The sequence below is a fragment of the [Pseudomonas] carboxydohydrogena genome (assembly GCF_029030725.1).
GTDB lineage: Bacteria > Pseudomonadota > Alphaproteobacteria > Rhizobiales > Xanthobacteraceae > Afipia > Afipia carboxydohydrogena.
The window spans coordinates 2,224,355-2,238,889 of the sequence record NZ_CP113162.1 but is presented as its reverse complement, the minus strand read 5'-3'; the positions used below and the strand labels follow the sequence as shown (position 1 = coordinate 2,238,889).

13 protein-coding genes are annotated in these 14,535 nt (G+C 62.9%); 10 read left to right on the top strand and 3 right to left on the bottom strand.

Features of this window, described 5'->3' with window-relative positions:
• The first annotated feature begins 133 nt into the window (after positions 1-133).
• The 4 genes from AFIC_RS10835 (at position 134) to AFIC_RS10820 (ending at position 4,980) form a co-directional block, all read left to right on the top strand.
• On the top strand, positions 134-1,498 hold the full coding sequence (locus AFIC_RS10835) for a tetratricopeptide repeat protein (RefSeq protein WP_275246247.1): 1,365 nt from the start codon (positions 134-136) through the stop codon (positions 1,496-1,498).
• A gap of 11 nt (positions 1,499-1,509) precedes the next feature.
• Positions 1,510-2,430: a FecR family protein gene (locus AFIC_RS10830; RefSeq protein ID WP_275246246.1), complete on the top strand. Its 921-nt coding sequence runs from the start codon at positions 1,510-1,512 to the stop codon at positions 2,428-2,430.
• Between the two features lie 104 nt (positions 2,431-2,534).
• Positions 2,535-4,055, top strand: coding sequence for a glycerol-3-phosphate dehydrogenase (gene glpD / locus AFIC_RS10825; RefSeq protein WP_275248701.1), 1,521 nt, complete (start codon positions 2,535-2,537; stop codon positions 4,053-4,055).
• A gap of 70 nt (positions 4,056-4,125) precedes the next feature.
• Positions 4,126-4,980, top strand: coding sequence for an aldo/keto reductase (locus AFIC_RS10820; protein ID WP_420833327.1), 855 nt, complete (start codon positions 4,126-4,128; stop codon positions 4,978-4,980).
• Positions 4,981-4,992: 12 nt separating this feature from the next.
• Here the strand turns inward: AFIC_RS10820 and AFIC_RS10815 are convergent, their stop codons facing one another.
• From AFIC_RS10815 to fdhD, 3 genes are all read right to left on the bottom strand, one after another.
• Positions 4,993-5,208 (bottom strand): SlyX family protein, encoded by a 216-nt coding sequence (locus tag AFIC_RS10815; RefSeq protein WP_275246245.1) that lies wholly within the window; start codon positions 5,206-5,208, stop codon positions 4,993-4,995.
• Positions 5,201-5,956, bottom strand: coding sequence for an oxygen-dependent tRNA uridine(34) hydroxylase TrhO (trhO, locus tag AFIC_RS10810; RefSeq protein ID WP_275246244.1), 756 nt, complete (start codon positions 5,954-5,956; stop codon positions 5,201-5,203). The genes AFIC_RS10815 and trhO overlap by 8 nt, the downstream gene beginning before the upstream one ends.
• A gap of 66 nt (positions 5,957-6,022) precedes the next feature.
• Positions 6,023-6,841 carry a formate dehydrogenase accessory sulfurtransferase FdhD gene (gene fdhD, locus AFIC_RS10805; protein ID WP_275246243.1) on the bottom strand — a complete coding sequence of 273 codons (819 nt, stop codon included), beginning with the start codon at positions 6,839-6,841 and terminating at the stop codon, positions 6,023-6,025.
• A 191-nt stretch (positions 6,842-7,032) separates the two neighbouring features.
• On the opposite strand from fdhD, the gene AFIC_RS10800 reads away from it, so the two are divergent.
• The 6 genes from AFIC_RS10800 to AFIC_RS10775 all read left to right on the top strand — a co-directional run bounded on the left by AFIC_RS10800 (position 7,033) and on the right by AFIC_RS10775 (position 14,486).
• On the top strand, positions 7,033-8,622 hold the full coding sequence (locus AFIC_RS10800; protein ID WP_275246242.1) for a B12-binding domain-containing radical SAM protein: 1,590 nt from the start codon (positions 7,033-7,035) through the stop codon (positions 8,620-8,622).
• Between the two features lie 188 nt (positions 8,623-8,810).
• Positions 8,811-9,689 carry a squalene synthase HpnC gene (gene hpnC, locus AFIC_RS10795; RefSeq protein WP_275246241.1) on the top strand — a complete coding sequence of 293 codons (879 nt, stop codon included), beginning with the start codon at positions 8,811-8,813 and terminating at the stop codon, positions 9,687-9,689.
• A gap of 7 nt (positions 9,690-9,696) precedes the next feature.
• Positions 9,697-10,524: a presqualene diphosphate synthase HpnD gene (gene hpnD, locus AFIC_RS10790; RefSeq protein ID WP_275246240.1), complete on the top strand. Its 828-nt coding sequence runs from the start codon at positions 9,697-9,699 to the stop codon at positions 10,522-10,524.
• The gene (gene hpnE / locus AFIC_RS10785) at positions 10,524-11,789 is read left to right on the top strand and encodes a hydroxysqualene dehydroxylase HpnE (RefSeq protein WP_275246239.1); all 1,266 of its coding nucleotides are present in this window, start codon (positions 10,524-10,526) and stop codon (positions 11,787-11,789) included. Before hpnD ends, hpnE begins: the two co-directional genes overlap by 1 nt.
• 10 nt (positions 11,790-11,799) lie before the next feature.
• Complete coding sequence (shc, locus tag AFIC_RS10780) at positions 11,800-13,761, top strand: squalene--hopene cyclase (RefSeq protein ID WP_275246238.1); 1,962 nt, start codon at positions 11,800-11,802, stop codon at positions 13,759-13,761.
• A 5-nt stretch (positions 13,762-13,766) separates the two neighbouring features.
• Positions 13,767-14,486 carry a phosphorylase gene (locus AFIC_RS10775; RefSeq protein WP_275246237.1) on the top strand — a complete coding sequence of 240 codons (720 nt, stop codon included), beginning with the start codon at positions 13,767-13,769 and terminating at the stop codon, positions 14,484-14,486.
• Positions 14,487-14,535: the final 49 nt, after the last annotated feature.

Sequence of the window (14,535 nt, the reverse complement as noted above, 5' to 3'; positions counted from 1 at the left end):
CCGGATACGATATAATCTGAGGCTTTTCGGTGACTCCGGTGTGGAATCCAGTTTCCCATCCGGCGACCCCCGTTTGATTCCGGAAATTTTTGTGGTTGTTGAACCTGTCGTTGGGCTGAGGGGACCAACAGGTATGGTTTTTTGGGCTGATCTCGGATTCCGGGCCAAGACGAATGCCGCATCCCGCGCGGGCGGGCTGCTTGCCATGGCTGTCATCGTGGGGCTGGGAAGTGCCGCCCCCGCCGCCGCGCAGGATGTTGCCGAACAAAATCGCCTTTACCAGCAAATGGTTCGCAATCCGACGAACCATGACATCACCTTTGAATATGCCCGCGTGGCCACCGCCAATACCGATTACGAGGCGGCAATCGGCGCGCTGGAGCGGCTCCTGTTCTACAACCCCAGGTTGACGCGGGTGAAGTATGAGCTGGGCGCACTGTATTTCCGGCTCGGCTCCTATGAGATGGCGAAACGCTATTTCAAGGAAGCGCTGGCAAGCCCCGATCTCGATCCGGTGACGCGCGGACGCATCGAGGCCTATCTGCCGGACGCCAACAAGCAGTTGCAGCCGAGCCGCTTCTCCGGCTTCTTCCAGACCGGCATCCGTTCCCAGTCGAATGCGAACTACGCGCCCGCCAGCGGCTCGTTGCTGTCGGGCGGCACGTTGTTCGCGCTGCCCACGTCGTCGCAGAAGAAAAGCGATGTGAACTGGTTCGGCCTCGCGGGCCTTGCCCACGACTACGATCTCAATTCGCGCGGCGACGTGCTGGAAACGCGCTTCGCCGGTTATCTTACGGCGCAGGACCGTTTTTCCGATCTCAATGTCGGCCTGTTCGACATTTCGGTCGGCCCGCGAATCGCGCTGGCTCCTGAACTGCTGCCGGGCGCCACGATCAAGCCTTACATCGTCGGCGGAAACACCTGGGTCGGTGGTTCGTCCTATATGTCGACCGGCGGCGCGGGCGTCGCGCTGAACTTCCCGAGCGGCACGCGCTTCGCTTGGGGGCCGAGCTTCGAATGGCGTCATGCCGATTTCACCAGCAGCCCGTTGCAGACGTTCTCCGGCTACGGCTCCGGCAACTGGTACACAGGCGCGGTCGGCGGCTCATGGCAGATCAGCCAGACCGTGCGGCTGGAGGGGCGGGGGCTGTATCGCCGTGGCGATTCCGATCTGATCTATCAGTCGTTCGACGGATGGGGCTTGGAAGCTGCGCTGACATGGGAGTTCGCACCGCCCTTCGTCAGCATTCCGCGCAACTGGAGCATTTCGCCGTACTTCAAATACGCCAGCACGCGATTTGATGCCGCCAACCCGAACATCGATCCGGCCACCGTGCGCCATGACGACCGGTGGAGCGCGGGCGCGATCTTCAACACGCCGATCACAAAAGCGATCGGTTTCACCACCACGCTGCAATACGACCGCAACAATTCGAACTTGCCGAACTACCGGCTGAACAATTTCTCGGTCATTGCCGGGCCGACATTCCGGTTCTGAGGGTGTTTGCGATGGACACGCGCGTACGATCCTGCCTTGCTCCGCTTCTCACGGTGCTTTTGTCCGGCGTCTCGACGCTCGTTGCCGTCACTCCCGGCGAAGCGCAAAATGTCGGCCGTGTCGGTGCGGTCAATCAGGATGCGACGGGTACCCCGCCGGGCAACGCCTCGCGCATGCTGGCGATCGGCACCAATGTCGTTCACAAGGAGCGCATCCAGACCACGGCCTCCGGTTCGACGCAGATCCTGTTTCCCGACACCTCGACGCTCAATGTCGGCCGCAACAGCAACATCGTGATCGATGAATATGTTTACGATCCGAATGCGGGCACCGGCAAAATGGTGGCCTCGGTCGGCAAGGGCGTGCTGCGTTTCGTCGGCGGCCAGATCAGCCACACCGCAGGCGTCACCATCAAGACGCCGGTCGCGACGCTCGGTATTCGTGGCGGCGTCGCCACCATCGTCTATCCGATCACCGCGAATTATGCGGCGGCCGATCCCAATGTCGCCAACTGCAAGGGCGAACTCATTGTCGGCCACGTCGGTTCCTCGACCGTCAGGAACGCGACCGGCTCGGCCACGGTGCGGCCCGGCTTCGCGACCTGCGTGACCGGCCCGAACGACCCGATCCCGGAGCCGTTCCGGGTGTCCGATGCGCTGCTCGCGCAGATCATGACCAACCTGACCAGCAAGCCCGGACAGAGCGGCGGCGCGATCGACCTGCCGACCGACCAGATGGCGAGCCGTCAGGGGCTGGGCGCGAGCACGCTGCCCGACCCGACCCATCCGCCAGGGACCGATCCGCTCGGCTATGTCTCGATTTTCGATGGCGGCAACGATCTCGCCAAGAACAAGGCCCAGACCGGCCAGACCCAGCAGGCACCGAGCACCAACTCGAATAATTATCCGCCGTGCTACCCCTGTAGTTGCTGATCCGCCGGCTGGATTGATTTAAAACTCGGCTCCGAATCCCTGTATCCTTGGCGCGCGATCTGACGCTTGCGGCGGGTCGCGGTTATCCCTGCGCAGGGGCGGCTTTGGACCAGATCTACGACATCGCGATCATCGGCGGCGGCGTCAACGGCTGCGGCATCGCGCGCGATGCGGCGGGGCGTGGCTATTCCGTCTATCTGTGCGAGATGAACGATCTTGCCAGCGGCACCTCGTCATGGTCGAGCAAGCTCATTCATGGCGGCCTGCGATATCTCGAATTCTACGAATTCCGTCTGGTGCGCGAGGCGTTGATCGAGCGCGAGGTGCTGTGGGGCATTGCGCCTCACATCATCGCGCCGGAGCGTTTCGTGTTGCCGCATCATGATGGGTTGCGGCCGGCGTGGTTGCTGCGGCTCGGGCTTTTCATCTACGATCATCTCGGTGGCCGGCGCCGGCTGCCGGCGACGCGAACGCTGAATCTGCGCCGCGACGTCACGGGAAGACCCCTCAAGCCAATTTTCAAAACCGGGTTCGAGTATTCTGACTGCACGGTGGACGATGCCCGTCTCGTCGTCCTCAACGCGCTGGATGCCGTCGAGCGCGGCGCGATGGTGGCTACGCGAACGCAAGCCGTGAAGGCGAAGCGCGGAGAGGATGGCGTCTGGGAGCTTGTGGTGGAGGGCACGGCCACAAAAACGCGCAGCACTATCAGGGCGCGAATTCTTGTGAACGCGGGTGGGCCATGGGTGCAGGAAATCCTGACCCAGCGAGCGGGTGTCGAGGCGAAGGCGCATGTCCGCCTCGTGCAGGGTTCCCACATCGTCGTGCCGCGGCTTTATGCGCATGACCGCGCCTATACGTTCCAGCACGGCGATGGCCGGGTGATCTTCGTTATCCCCTATCAGGACGATTTCACCCTGATCGGGACGACGGATCGTGACTACGATGGCGACCCGTCCATGGTGCGCGCGACGCAGGAGGAGATCGACTATCTGTGCGCCTCGGCGAGCGAATATCTCGCAACGCCGGTGCAGCCGTCCGATGTGGTGTGGAGCTATTCGGGGGTGCGGCCGCTCTATGACGATCACGCCAGCGAAGCGCGCACCGCGACGCGCGATTATGTGTTCGAACTCGACGCGCCGGACGGCTTGCCGGTTCTGTCGGTGTTTGGCGGCAAGATCACGACCTACCGCAAACTCGCCGAGCATGCGCTGGAGAAACTGTCGCCATATCTGCGCAGCGGCGGCGCGCCGTGGACCGCGGGTACGCCGCTGCCCGGTGGCGATTTTGCGGGCGAGAGCATGGATGCGAAGGTGCAGCGGCTATTACGCGATTATCCGTTCCTGTCGAAGCGTCACGGGAAGCGGCTGGTCCGTGCCTATGGCAGTCATGCGCGCCGGCTTTTAGGGCGCGCGGCGGATATGACGGACCTTGGCCGCGATTTCGGCCAGACGCTGACCGAGCGCGAGGTGCGTTATTTGATGGCGCATGAGTTCGCGCAGACGGCTGAGGACGTGGTCTGGCGGCGTTCGAAGCTCGGGCTGTGGCTCACGCAACAGGAAGTCGCTACGCTCGATGCGTGGATGGCGACGCAGCGGAAGCCTGTCGCGCCCGATCCGTATTGAGCGTCGCGCGCTTCTATCTTTTGCAACGGGACGAGATGCGCTAAGCGGTACCGGAACAAGCCGGGAGCCGATGATGAGCAATTCAATGCAGAAGAAGGCGTGGGGGACCACCGGAACGCAGGTTTCGGTGATCGGGCAGGGCACCTGGTACATCGACCGCGGCAATCATGCGGCGGCAGTAGCGGCCTTGCAGAAGGGCCTCGACCTCGGCATGACCCATATCGACACAGCCGAGATGTATGACGATGCCGAGCTTGTGGTGGCCGATGCCATCAAGGGCCGCCGCGACGAAGTGTTTCTGGTCTCAAAGGTGCTGCCGAGCAACGCTTCGCGCGCGGGCACCATCAAGGCCGCCGAACGCTCGCTGGCGCGGATGCGGACCGACCGGATGGATTGCTATCTGCTGCACTGGCGCGGCGGCTACGATCTCGAAGACACGGTGAGCGCCTTTGAACAGTTGAAGAAGGACGGCAAGATCCTGTCATGGGGCGTCAGCAATTTCGACGCCGACGATTTGCAGGAAATATATGAGGTGGCAGGCAAGGGCAGCATCGCCTGCAATCAGGTGCTCTATCACCTGAAGGAGCGCGCCATCGAGCATTCGGTAATCCCGTGGTGCGAGGCGCATGGCGTCACGGTGACGGCCTATTCGCCGTTCGGGCATAGTGATTTTCCGGCGCCGAAATCCGAAGGCGGGCAAGTGCTGCAACAGATCGCGGCGGCGCATGGCGCGACGCCGCGTCAGGTGGCGCTGGCGTTTCTCACACGCGCGCCTGCCGTGGTGACCATCCCGAAAGCGTCGTCGGCCACGCATGCGGCTGATAACGCGGGGGCGGGCGGGTTGACGCTCAGCGCCGCCGAGATCGCGCAGATCGACAAGGCTTTCCCGCGCGGGCGCGAGCCGGGCCATTTGCCGATGTTGTGAGGTGAGGAACCTTCAGTAGTGAGGTGGTGGCGGCTCGTTACCCGTTGATGCGGGAATGCTTTGCTCGGCGGCACTGACGCGATCGGTCAGCCGCGTCATCTCTCGCGTCAGCGTATCGATCTGCTTCCATTGTGCGGTGAGGGCCTGATTGAGCGTCTCGACGGTCGCCTCCTGATGAGCGATCTGGATTTCCAGCGCCTCGATACGGCTCGACAGTTCTTTATTCATCGTCGTCCTCTTGCGATTGGGCGCGTTCGGCAAGGCCGTGGCCGAGCGCGACGCGCTGATCGAACACGAAGCAGTCGCCCTTCCAGCGGCTTTCATCTTCGGGAATGGTTTCGAGATATTTCAGGATGCCGCCCTTGAGGTGGAAGACATTCCTGAAGCCGCGCGACAACAGATAGGAACTGGCCTTCTCGCAACGGATGCCGCCGGTGCAGAACATCGCGATCTCTGTGTCGCGCGTGGGATCAAGCGTGCGGTCGGCGAATTCCTTGAATTCGCTGAAGCTCTTGATGTGGGGATCGACCGCGCCCGCGAAGGTGCCCATCTCCACCTCGAAATCGTTGCGGGTGTCGAGGAGTACCATGCCGGGGCGGGCGATCAAGGCGTTCCAGTCCCGCGCATCGATATAGGTGCCGACCTGCCGCGTGGGATCGGTGCCGTCATCCTTGAGCGTGACGATCTCCTTCTTCAGCCGGACCTTCATCCGGTTGAACGGCATGTCCGTTGCCGTCGAGAATTTTAGTTCGAGATTATTGGTGCGCCCGCCAAACAGCGCGCCTTGTTGAATCTGCTTCATCAGCGCGTCGATGGCCACAGAGTTGCCCGCGACCGTTCCGTTGATCCCTTCGGCGGCCAGCAGGATGATGCCCTTGATGTCGAGCGCCACGCACATGTTGCGCAACGGCTCGCGCAGGCTCTCGAAATCCGGCAACGGGGTGAACTGATAGAACGCGGCGACTTTGTAGGGCATCGCGGTCTTATAATGGCAAGGCGGGCAGGGGAAAAGACACGGCTGGCCGGGAAACCGTCAGGCGGGTCAGGCGACGCCGACAGTCTCTTTCGCCGCGACCCGGTGCGGGTGGGTGAAAATCTCGAACCCGTCGGACCGCGCGATGGCGCACAGCGTGATCCCGGCGCGTTCGGCCATGCGGATGGCGAGCGCGGTCGGCGCCGACACCGAGACGATCAGCGTCGCGCCGATGGTGGCGGTTTTCTGCACCATTTCCACGGAGACGCGGCTCGTCAGCAGCACCGCGCCCTTGCCGGCATCGATCCTGTTGCGGGCGAGCGCGCCGCCGAGCTTGTCGAGTGCGTTGTGGCGACCGACATCCTCGCGGATTTCAAGGATGCCGCGCTCCGGCTCCCAGAACGCGGCGGCGTGGACGGCGCGGGTCAGCGTGTTGAGCGTCTGCAACGGATGGAGCGCCTGCATCGCGGCCATGATCTGCGCGGGCGTTACGGTGATGCCTTTGCCGACAATGGCCACGGGCTTCATCGCCTCGACGATGGAATCGATGCCGCACAGGCCGCAGCCGGTCGGGCCCGCGATATGGCGGCGGCGTTCGCCCAGCCGTTCGGCGCTTTCCTTCTTCAGCCACATCCGCAGTTCGATGCCTTCGTCCTGCGGCACGATTTCCAGCGACTCGATGCCGTCGGGAGAGGTGATGATGCCTTCCGTCAGGCTGAAGCCGATCGCGAAGTCCTCGAGATCCTGCGGCGTGCCCATCATCACCGCGTGGGTGCCAGCGTTGTAGGACATCGCCAGTGCCGTTTCCTCCGGCACGGTGCGCGCGCCCTCGGTGAGGCCGCTTTCGCGCCAGATCTGGCGATGGGCTGAAACTGTCGGCTCGGTCATGCGTTGTATCCTGTCCCGGCAAAGGTGCGGGGGATCGTCTGAATATAGGAAATCATGCACGTCAGGGTAAGCGGCTTGAGGCTTCCCGCAAGGGCAAAAAAGACGCGGCGGCGTGCGGGCACGCACCGCCGCATTGTCACCGAAAAGCTATGGCGGGCTTGTAGGGTGAATCGGGGAGGCGAGCGGCACGGATGAAAAAGCTGACCGGACTTGCGCCGCGCCGCATTCTTTGTGTTTTTCCGAAATACTCGCCGTCGTTCGGCACGTTCGAATATGCCTATCCGCTGACGGACGGCGTCAAGGCGTTCATGCCGCCGCAGGGCCTGCTGCTGATCGCGGCCGCGCTGCCGGAATCATGGAGCGTGCGCTTCATCGACGAGAACATCCGCGCCGCCACGGATGAGGACTTCGAATGGGCCGAAGCGGTGTTCGTCTCCGGCATGCACATTCAGCGCAAGCAGATCAACGACATCTGCCGCCGCGCGCATGAGCATGATTTGCCGACCGCATTGGGCGGCCCTTCCGTCAGCGCGTGCCCCGATTATTATCCCGAGTTCGACTATCTGCACATCGGCGAGATGGGCGATGCGACCGATGATCTGTTCGCGCGCCTCAGTGCCGATACCACGCGCCCGAAGCGGCAGGTGATGCTGGAGACGCACGAGCGCTTAGCGATGGCGGAATTTCCGCTACCCGCCTATGAACTCATTCCGCTGCGCAAATATTTTCTCGGCAGCATTCAGTTTTCCAGCGGCTGCCCGTATCAATGCGAGTTCTGCGACATTCCGGGATTGTACGGCCGTAATCCGCGCCTGAAATCGCCGCAGCAGGTCATCGCCGAACTCGACAAGATGGTCGAGAACGGGCTGTCGGGAGCGGTTTATTTCGTCGACGACAATTTCATCGGCAACCGCCGCGCGGTGCTGGAGCTGTTGCCGCATCTGGTCGAATGGCAGAAGCGCAACGGCTATGCGGTTCAGTTCGCCTGCGAGGCGACGCTGAACATCGCCAAGCGGCCGGAAATCCTGCAACTGATGCACGACGCCTTCTTCCTCACCGTGTTTTGCGGCATCGAGACGCCGGACCCGAACGCGTTGAAGGCGATGTCGAAGCAGCACAACATGATGGTGCCGATCCTGGAGGGCGTGGAGACGCTCAACAGCTACGGTCTGGAGGTGGTGTCCGGAATCATTCTCGGCCTCGATACGGATACGGATGAGTCAGGCGAGGGGATTCTCGAATTCATCGAACAGTCGCAGATTCCGCTCCTGACCATCAATCTGTTGCAGGCGTTGCCGAAGACGCCGCTGTGGGATCGCCTGCAACGCGCAGGGCGGCTGATCGAGAACACCGAGCGCGACTCCAATGTCGATTTTCTGCTGCCCTACGACCGGGTGGTGGCGATGTGGCGCGAATGCATGGGCCGCGCCTACACGCCGGAAAAGATGTTTGCGCGCTTCCAGCACCAGATCGAACATACCTATCCGAACCGTATTCAGCCGCCGCCGACGAAACAGCGCCTCACGGCGGCGAACATCAAGCGCGGCCTCACCATGGTGGCGAAGATCATCTGGCACGCGGGTTTGCGCGGCGACTATCGCCGCGAATTCTGGAGGTTCGCATGGCCTCGCCTGAAAGCGGGCGACGTCGAGCGTTTCATCAGTTGCAGCCTCGTCGCGCATCATCTGATTACGTTCGCGCGCGGTGCATCCAGTGGCCGCCAGACCGCTTCCTATTATTCCGACAAGCCCGGTGAGGCCTTGCCGCAGGCGGCGGAATAGGCCGCATTTTCAGTCTCTTAGGCCCTCTCGCATTCCCCGCGTGGGTAGGGTAATATGGCCTCTCTCAGCGGCTATGCCGCTTTTTCTTTAATGAAAACAGTGATTTAGGTTGCCGTGACGAACTCGTTCGCCCAGTCCTTGTCCATTTCTGCAAGCCGCGCGGCGAGGCCGCGAAAAGGGCGCCCGTCATGACGGCGGCCGGCGAATTGCGCTCGGGCAAGGGACACAAGGACGAAAACTTTCCCGTCGCCTCGAAGCTGATCCATCCGCGTCATCGCGCACTGATTTTCGCGTTCTACAATTTCGTGCGCACGGCCGACGATATCGCCGACCACATCAGCCTGCCTCCGCAGGAGAAACTCGCGCAGCTCGACCGGCTAGAGGCGGAATTGCTCGGCAACGGCGAGACACAGGCCGAGGCGGTGGCGCTGCGTCGTGCATTCGCCGAACGCGGGATGCCGCCGCGCCACGCGCAGGATCTGCTGACCGCGTTTCGCATGGACGTCACCAAGCTGCGCTACGACAATTGGGACGACCTCATCCATTATTGCAGCTATTCGGCGATGCCGGTCGGCCGCTTCATGCTCGATGTCCATGGCGAGGATCGCGCGACATGGGCCGCGAACGATGTGCTGTGCGCCGCCTTGCAGATCAACAATCACTTGCAGGATTGCGGCAAGGATTTTCGCGACCTCAATCGCGTCTATGTGCCGCTCGACGCATTGAGCGCGGCGGGCGCTTCGGTGGAAGAACTGGGGCAGGCGAAGGCTTCGCCTGCGTTGCGGTCCTGCCTGAAGTCGCTGGCCGAGCGCAACGAGGCGCTTCTGATGCAGAGCGCGTCGTTCTCCTCGCAGGTGAAGGACGCGCGGCTCGGCATGGAGATCGCGGTGATCGACACGTTCGCGCGGAAGATTGTGAACCTTTTGAAGACGCGCGATCCGCTCAGCGAGAACGTGCATTTGTCGAAGCTGTCGATGCTGATGCTGGCTGCGATGGCATCGGGGTTCGAAATCGGGCGCCGTGCGGCCGGCGTGAAGTCAATGCCGCGGCTATCCACGGGCGCATGATCCTGCCATGACCGACGTCGATACTTCACCGGCCCAGACGGCTTCCGGCAGTTCGTTCTACGCGGCGATGCGCATCCTGCCGCGCGAGCAGCGCGAGGCGATGTTCCATATCTACAGCTTCTGCCGCAAGGTGGACGATATCGCGGATTCCGATGGCCCGCGCGCCGAGCGCCTTGAGGCGCTGGCGCAATGGCGGCGCGATATCGACGCGCTCTATGCGGGCAACCCACCGCCGCGCGTGGCACCCTATCAATCGGCTGTGAAACAGTTTGGCCTGAGGCGCGAGGACTTCATCGCCATCATCGACGGCATGGAGATGGACGTGCCCGCCGAAATTCGTGCGCCGGACGAGGCGACGCTCGATCTTTACTGCGACCGTGTCGCGAGCGCGGTGGGCCGCCTGTCAGTGCGCGTGTTCGGCCTCTCGGAGGATGACGGCATCGCATTGTCGCACAATCTCGGCCGCGCGCTGCAACTGACCAATATTCTGCGCGACATCGATGAGGACGCGGGCATCGGCCGCCTCTATCTGCCGCGCGAGCTGCTTGATGCCGCGGGCATCGCGTCGAGCGATCCGCAAGTGGTCGCGCGCGATCCGAACGTGCCGAAAGCCTGCGCGCCGATCGTCGCGCGGGTGAAAGTCTATTTCGCCAAGGCGGACGAGATCATGGCGCGCTATCCGCGCAGCAGCGTGCGCGCGCCGCGCATCATGTCGAAATATTATCAGGAAATCCTCAAGCGGCTTCTTGCGCGCGGCTTCGCGCCGCCGCGGCAGCCCGTGAAACTGAGTAAAGCTGCGAAAATGTCGATCCTCTTGCGCTATGCGGTGTTCTGATGACGAAGGCCGCTCATATCATCGGCGCCGGGCTTTCGGGCCTGAGCGCGGGCGTGCGTCTGGCGAAGGAGGGATTCGAAGTCCACGTTCATGAAGCCACGCAATACACCGGCGGCCGCTGCCGCTCGTATTACGACGGCGCCACCGACATGGTGATCGACAACGGCAATCATCTGATGCTGTCGGGCAATCATCATGTGAGACTTTACGCCAAGACGCTGAATACCTACGACAAGCTCGTCGGTCCGGTGCGTGCGCAATTCCCCTTCATGGATGTTGCGAGCGGCAAGCGCTGGCTGCTCGATCTCGGCGCGGGACGATTTCCGGGCTGGCTGTTCGATGCCAAACGCCGCGTACCGGATACGTATGTCCGTGATTACATGGCGCTGCTGCCGCTGGTGTGGGCGAAACCCGAGGCGCTGGTCGAGGACACCATTCCCTGCGAGGGCGTGTTGTATCAGCGTCTCGTCGAGCCGCTTTTGATCGCAGCCCTCAATGTCGAGCCGCCGCAGGGCTCGGCGGGTCTCGCCGGGGCGATTGTCCGCGAAACCTTGCTTGCGGGCGGCGCGGCCTGCCGCCCGCTGATCGCACGCGACGGCCTTTCGCCGGTGCTGATCGATCCCGCGATCGATCTCATCAGGAAGAAAGGCGGATCGCTGACGCTGGGGCACGAGCTGCGCAAGATCGAGCGTTCTCCGCTGCGTGCCACGGGTCTCAATTTCGGTACCGAGACGATCCCGCTCGGTCCGGGCGATGTCGTGGTGCTGGCGGTGCCCGCACGCGCGGCCTCCGGTCTGATGCCCGGCATCAACGCGCCGACGAAATTCCGCGCCATTCTCAACGCGCATTTCCGGTTCGTGCCGCCTGCCGATGTTCCGGCACTGATGGGCGTGGTCGGCGGGCTGATCGAATGGCTGTTCGCGTTCCCGGACCGGCTCTCGATCACCATCAGCGCCGCCGAGCGGCTTCTCAATCTGCCGCGCGAGGATCTTGCGCGCGACATCTGGCGGGATATCTGCAAGGTGGCCGGTCTTGCGGCCGATATCGCCGAAGGACCGCTGCCGCCGTGGCAGATCGTACGCGAGCGGCGGGCGACGTTCGAGGCGACGCCGGAGCAGAATGCGCTGCGCCCCGGTGCGGCGACGGAATTGAAAAACCTATTTTTGGCCGGCGACTGGACGAATACCGGTCTGCCTTCGACAATCGAAGGTTCGATCCGCTCGGGCGATCACGCCGCCGACCTGATCCTGCAAATGCAAGAGTGACGAAACGACCATGACCGACATCGCGACTATTGTTGCGCCCGACAGGCAGCACCTTGATGCCAGTATTGCGTCAGCAGGTCGTGCGCTGCTCGATGTTCAGAAGCCGGATCATCATTGGGTGTTCGAACTCGAGGCCGACGTCACCATTCCGTCCGAATATATCCTGATGCGGCACTATTTCGCCGAGCCGGTGGACGCGGTGCTGGAAGGCAAGATCGCGAAATATCTGCGCCGGATGCAGAAGGAGAATGGCGGCTGGTCGCTGTTCTACGGCCACGAGTTCGACATGAGCGCCAGCGTGAAGGCGTATTACGCGCTGAAGATGGCCGGGGATTCGCCGGATGCCCCGCATATGAAGAAGGCGCGCGAGGCGATGCTGGCGCGGGGCGGGGCGGTGAAGGCCAACGTGTTCACCCGCATCATGCTGGCGCTGTTCGGCCAGCTCGAATGGAAGGCCGTGCCGGTGATGCCGGTGGAAATCATGCTGCTACCGCGCTGGTTTCCGTTTCATCTTACCAGGATTTCCTACTGGGCGCGCACCGTGATCGTGCCGCTTCTGGTGCTGATGACGCTGAAGCCGCGCGCGAAGAATCCGCTTGGGATCGGCGTGCGGGAATTGTTCATCGAGGACCCGAAGACCATCGGCCCGACGCCGAAGGCCGCGCACCAGAGCCAGTTATGGTTCACGAGCTTCGACATCATCGACCGCGTGCTGCGGCTGGCCGATCCGTTGTTTCCCAAGGCGACGCGCAAGCGCGCCATCAGGAAGGCGGAGGAGTTCGTCACCGAGCGTCTCAACGGGGTCGATGGTTTGGGCGCGATCTTCCCGGCGATGGTCAACAGCATCATGATGTATGAGGTGCTGGGCTATCCGGAGAGCTATCCGAACCGCAGGCTCGCGCGTGAATCGGTCGAGCGGCTTCTGGTCATCAAGGACGACGAGGCGTATTGCCAGCCCTGCGTCTCGCCGGTGTGGGACACCGCGCTCGCCGCGCATGCGATGATCGAAAGCGGTCGGGATACCGATATCGAAGCCGCGAAGGCCGCGCTCGACTGGTTGCTGCCGCGTCAGGTTCTCGACGTGAAGGGCGACTGGGCCGACAAGCGGCCGGACGTGCGGCCCGGCGGCTGGGCGTTCCAGTACAACAACGCGCATTATCCCGATCTCGACGACACCGCCGTCGTGGTGATGGCGATGGATCGTGTGCGCCGGATGGACGGCACCACGAAATACGACGAGGCGATCGCGCGGGCGAAGGAATGGATTCTTGGACTACAGAGCGTGGACGGCGGCTGGGCCGCGTTCGATGCCGATAATCTCGAATACTATCTCAACAACATTCCGTTCGCCGACCATGGCGCGTTACTCGATCCGCCGACCGATGACGTCACCGCGCGCTGCATCTCGATGCTGGCGCAGCTCGGTGATACGCCTCAGACCAGTGAGCCGATGCGCCGCGGCATCGACTATCTGCGCAAGACCCAACTGGCCGATGGCTCCTGGTTCGGGCGCTGGGGCATCAATTACATCTATGGCACCTGGTCGGTTCTGTGCGCCCTGAACGCCGCAGGCGTGCCGCACGACGACCCGATGATTGCGAAGGCCGCCGACTGGCTGGAGGCGATCCAGAACGAGGATGGAGGCTGGGGCGAGGACGGCAACAGCTACAAGCTCGATTACAAAGGCTATGAGCCGGCTGCAACCACGGCGTCACAGACAGCCTGGGCCACGCTGGCCCTGATGGCGGCGGGTCGGGTGGATAGTTCTGCTACCCATAAGGGTATGAAAAATCTTGTTCAATCACAGGGTGCGGATGGTTTCTGGCAGGAACCGGACTACACCGGGGGCGGGTTCCCGCGTGTGTTCTATTTGCGATACCACGGATATTCTAAGTTCTTCCCCTTGTGGGCGGTGGCCAGATATAGGAATTTGCGTAGCAGCAACAGCCGGTTCGTCGCGGCTGGAATGTGAGCGAGATGACCGCCGAAGACGCTCCGCAACAGATCGAGAAACCGGTTCTCATCGTCACCGGATTGAAGCAGGAGGCTCGCATCGCCGCGGGCCCCGGCCTGACGGTGATCTGTAGCTCCAGCAATCCGGTCCAGCTTCGCGAGATGATGATGTCGTTCGACCCCGCCAGCATCAGCGGGATCGTCTCCTTCGGTGTGGCCGGCGGGTTGAGCCCGAAGTTGCGTTCCGGTGACATCGTCATTGCGTCCGAGATTGTCGCGGCCAAGGGCCGCTGGATCGCCGCCGAGGGTTTGAGCCAGGCTTTGTACGGTCTGCCGGAGGGCGAGCATCGTATAGTGCGCGGCGTTCTCGCCGGCGTGGAGGAGGTCGTGCTCGGCAGCAAGGCCAAGGCCGTGCTGCGTGCGACGACCGGCGCCGATGCCGTCGACATGGAAAGCCATATCGCGGCCCGCTATGCCGAACAGCACACCCTGCCGTTCGCGGCCTTGCGCGTCATCAGCGATCCCGCTCACCGCGCTCTGCCCGAGATCGCGGCGGCCGCGCTGAAGGCCAATGGCGATGTCGATGTCTGGAAGGTGATGCGCGGCATCGCGCGGCGGCCTTCGCAGATTCGCGCGCTGGTGCATTCGGGACGCGACTTCAACCGCGCGCTGCGTGGCCTGCGCAGCTATCGCAGCCGGCTCGATGGCGCGTCCAGTTTCCGCATTGTCGAGGCGGCGGAGTAGGCGAGTCCCGAGGCGCATCCGCGCTGCTAATCTTCCCGTTATCGCGTCG

What these genes read in the sequence shown, in the direction of transcription:
- AFIC_RS10835 (WP_275246247.1), top strand. Translation starts at nt 134, where the DNA reads ATGGTTTTTTGGGCTGATCTCGGATTCCGGGCCAAGACGAATGCCGCA.
- AFIC_RS10830 (WP_275246246.1), top strand. Translation starts at nt 1,510, where the DNA reads ATGGACACGCGCGTACGATCCTGCCTTGCTCCGCTTCTCACGGTGCTT.
- AFIC_RS10820 (WP_420833327.1), top strand. Translation starts at nt 4,126, where the DNA reads ATGATGAGCAATTCAATGCAGAAGAAGGCGTGGGGGACCACCGGAACG.
- AFIC_RS10815 (WP_275246245.1), bottom strand. Translation starts at nt 5,208, where the DNA reads ATGAATAAAGAACTGTCGAGCCGTATCGAGGCGCTGGAAATCCAGATC.
- trhO (WP_275246244.1), bottom strand. Translation starts at nt 5,956, where the DNA reads ATGCCCTACAAAGTCGCCGCGTTCTATCAGTTCACCCCGTTGCCGGAT.
- fdhD (WP_275246243.1), bottom strand. Translation starts at nt 6,841, where the DNA reads ATGACCGAGCCGACAGTTTCAGCCCATCGCCAGATCTGGCGCGAAAGC.
- AFIC_RS10800 (WP_275246242.1), top strand. Translation starts at nt 7,033, where the DNA reads ATGAAAAAGCTGACCGGACTTGCGCCGCGCCGCATTCTTTGTGTTTTT.
- hpnC (WP_275246241.1), top strand. Translation starts at nt 8,811, where the DNA reads ATGACGGCGGCCGGCGAATTGCGCTCGGGCAAGGGACACAAGGACGAA.
- hpnD (WP_275246240.1), top strand. Translation starts at nt 9,697, where the DNA reads ATGACCGACGTCGATACTTCACCGGCCCAGACGGCTTCCGGCAGTTCG.
- hpnE (WP_275246239.1), top strand. Translation starts at nt 10,524, where the DNA reads ATGACGAAGGCCGCTCATATCATCGGCGCCGGGCTTTCGGGCCTGAGC.
- shc (WP_275246238.1), top strand. Translation starts at nt 11,800, where the DNA reads ATGACCGACATCGCGACTATTGTTGCGCCCGACAGGCAGCACCTTGAT.
- AFIC_RS10775 (WP_275246237.1), top strand. Translation starts at nt 13,767, where the DNA reads ATGACCGCCGAAGACGCTCCGCAACAGATCGAGAAACCGGTTCTCATC.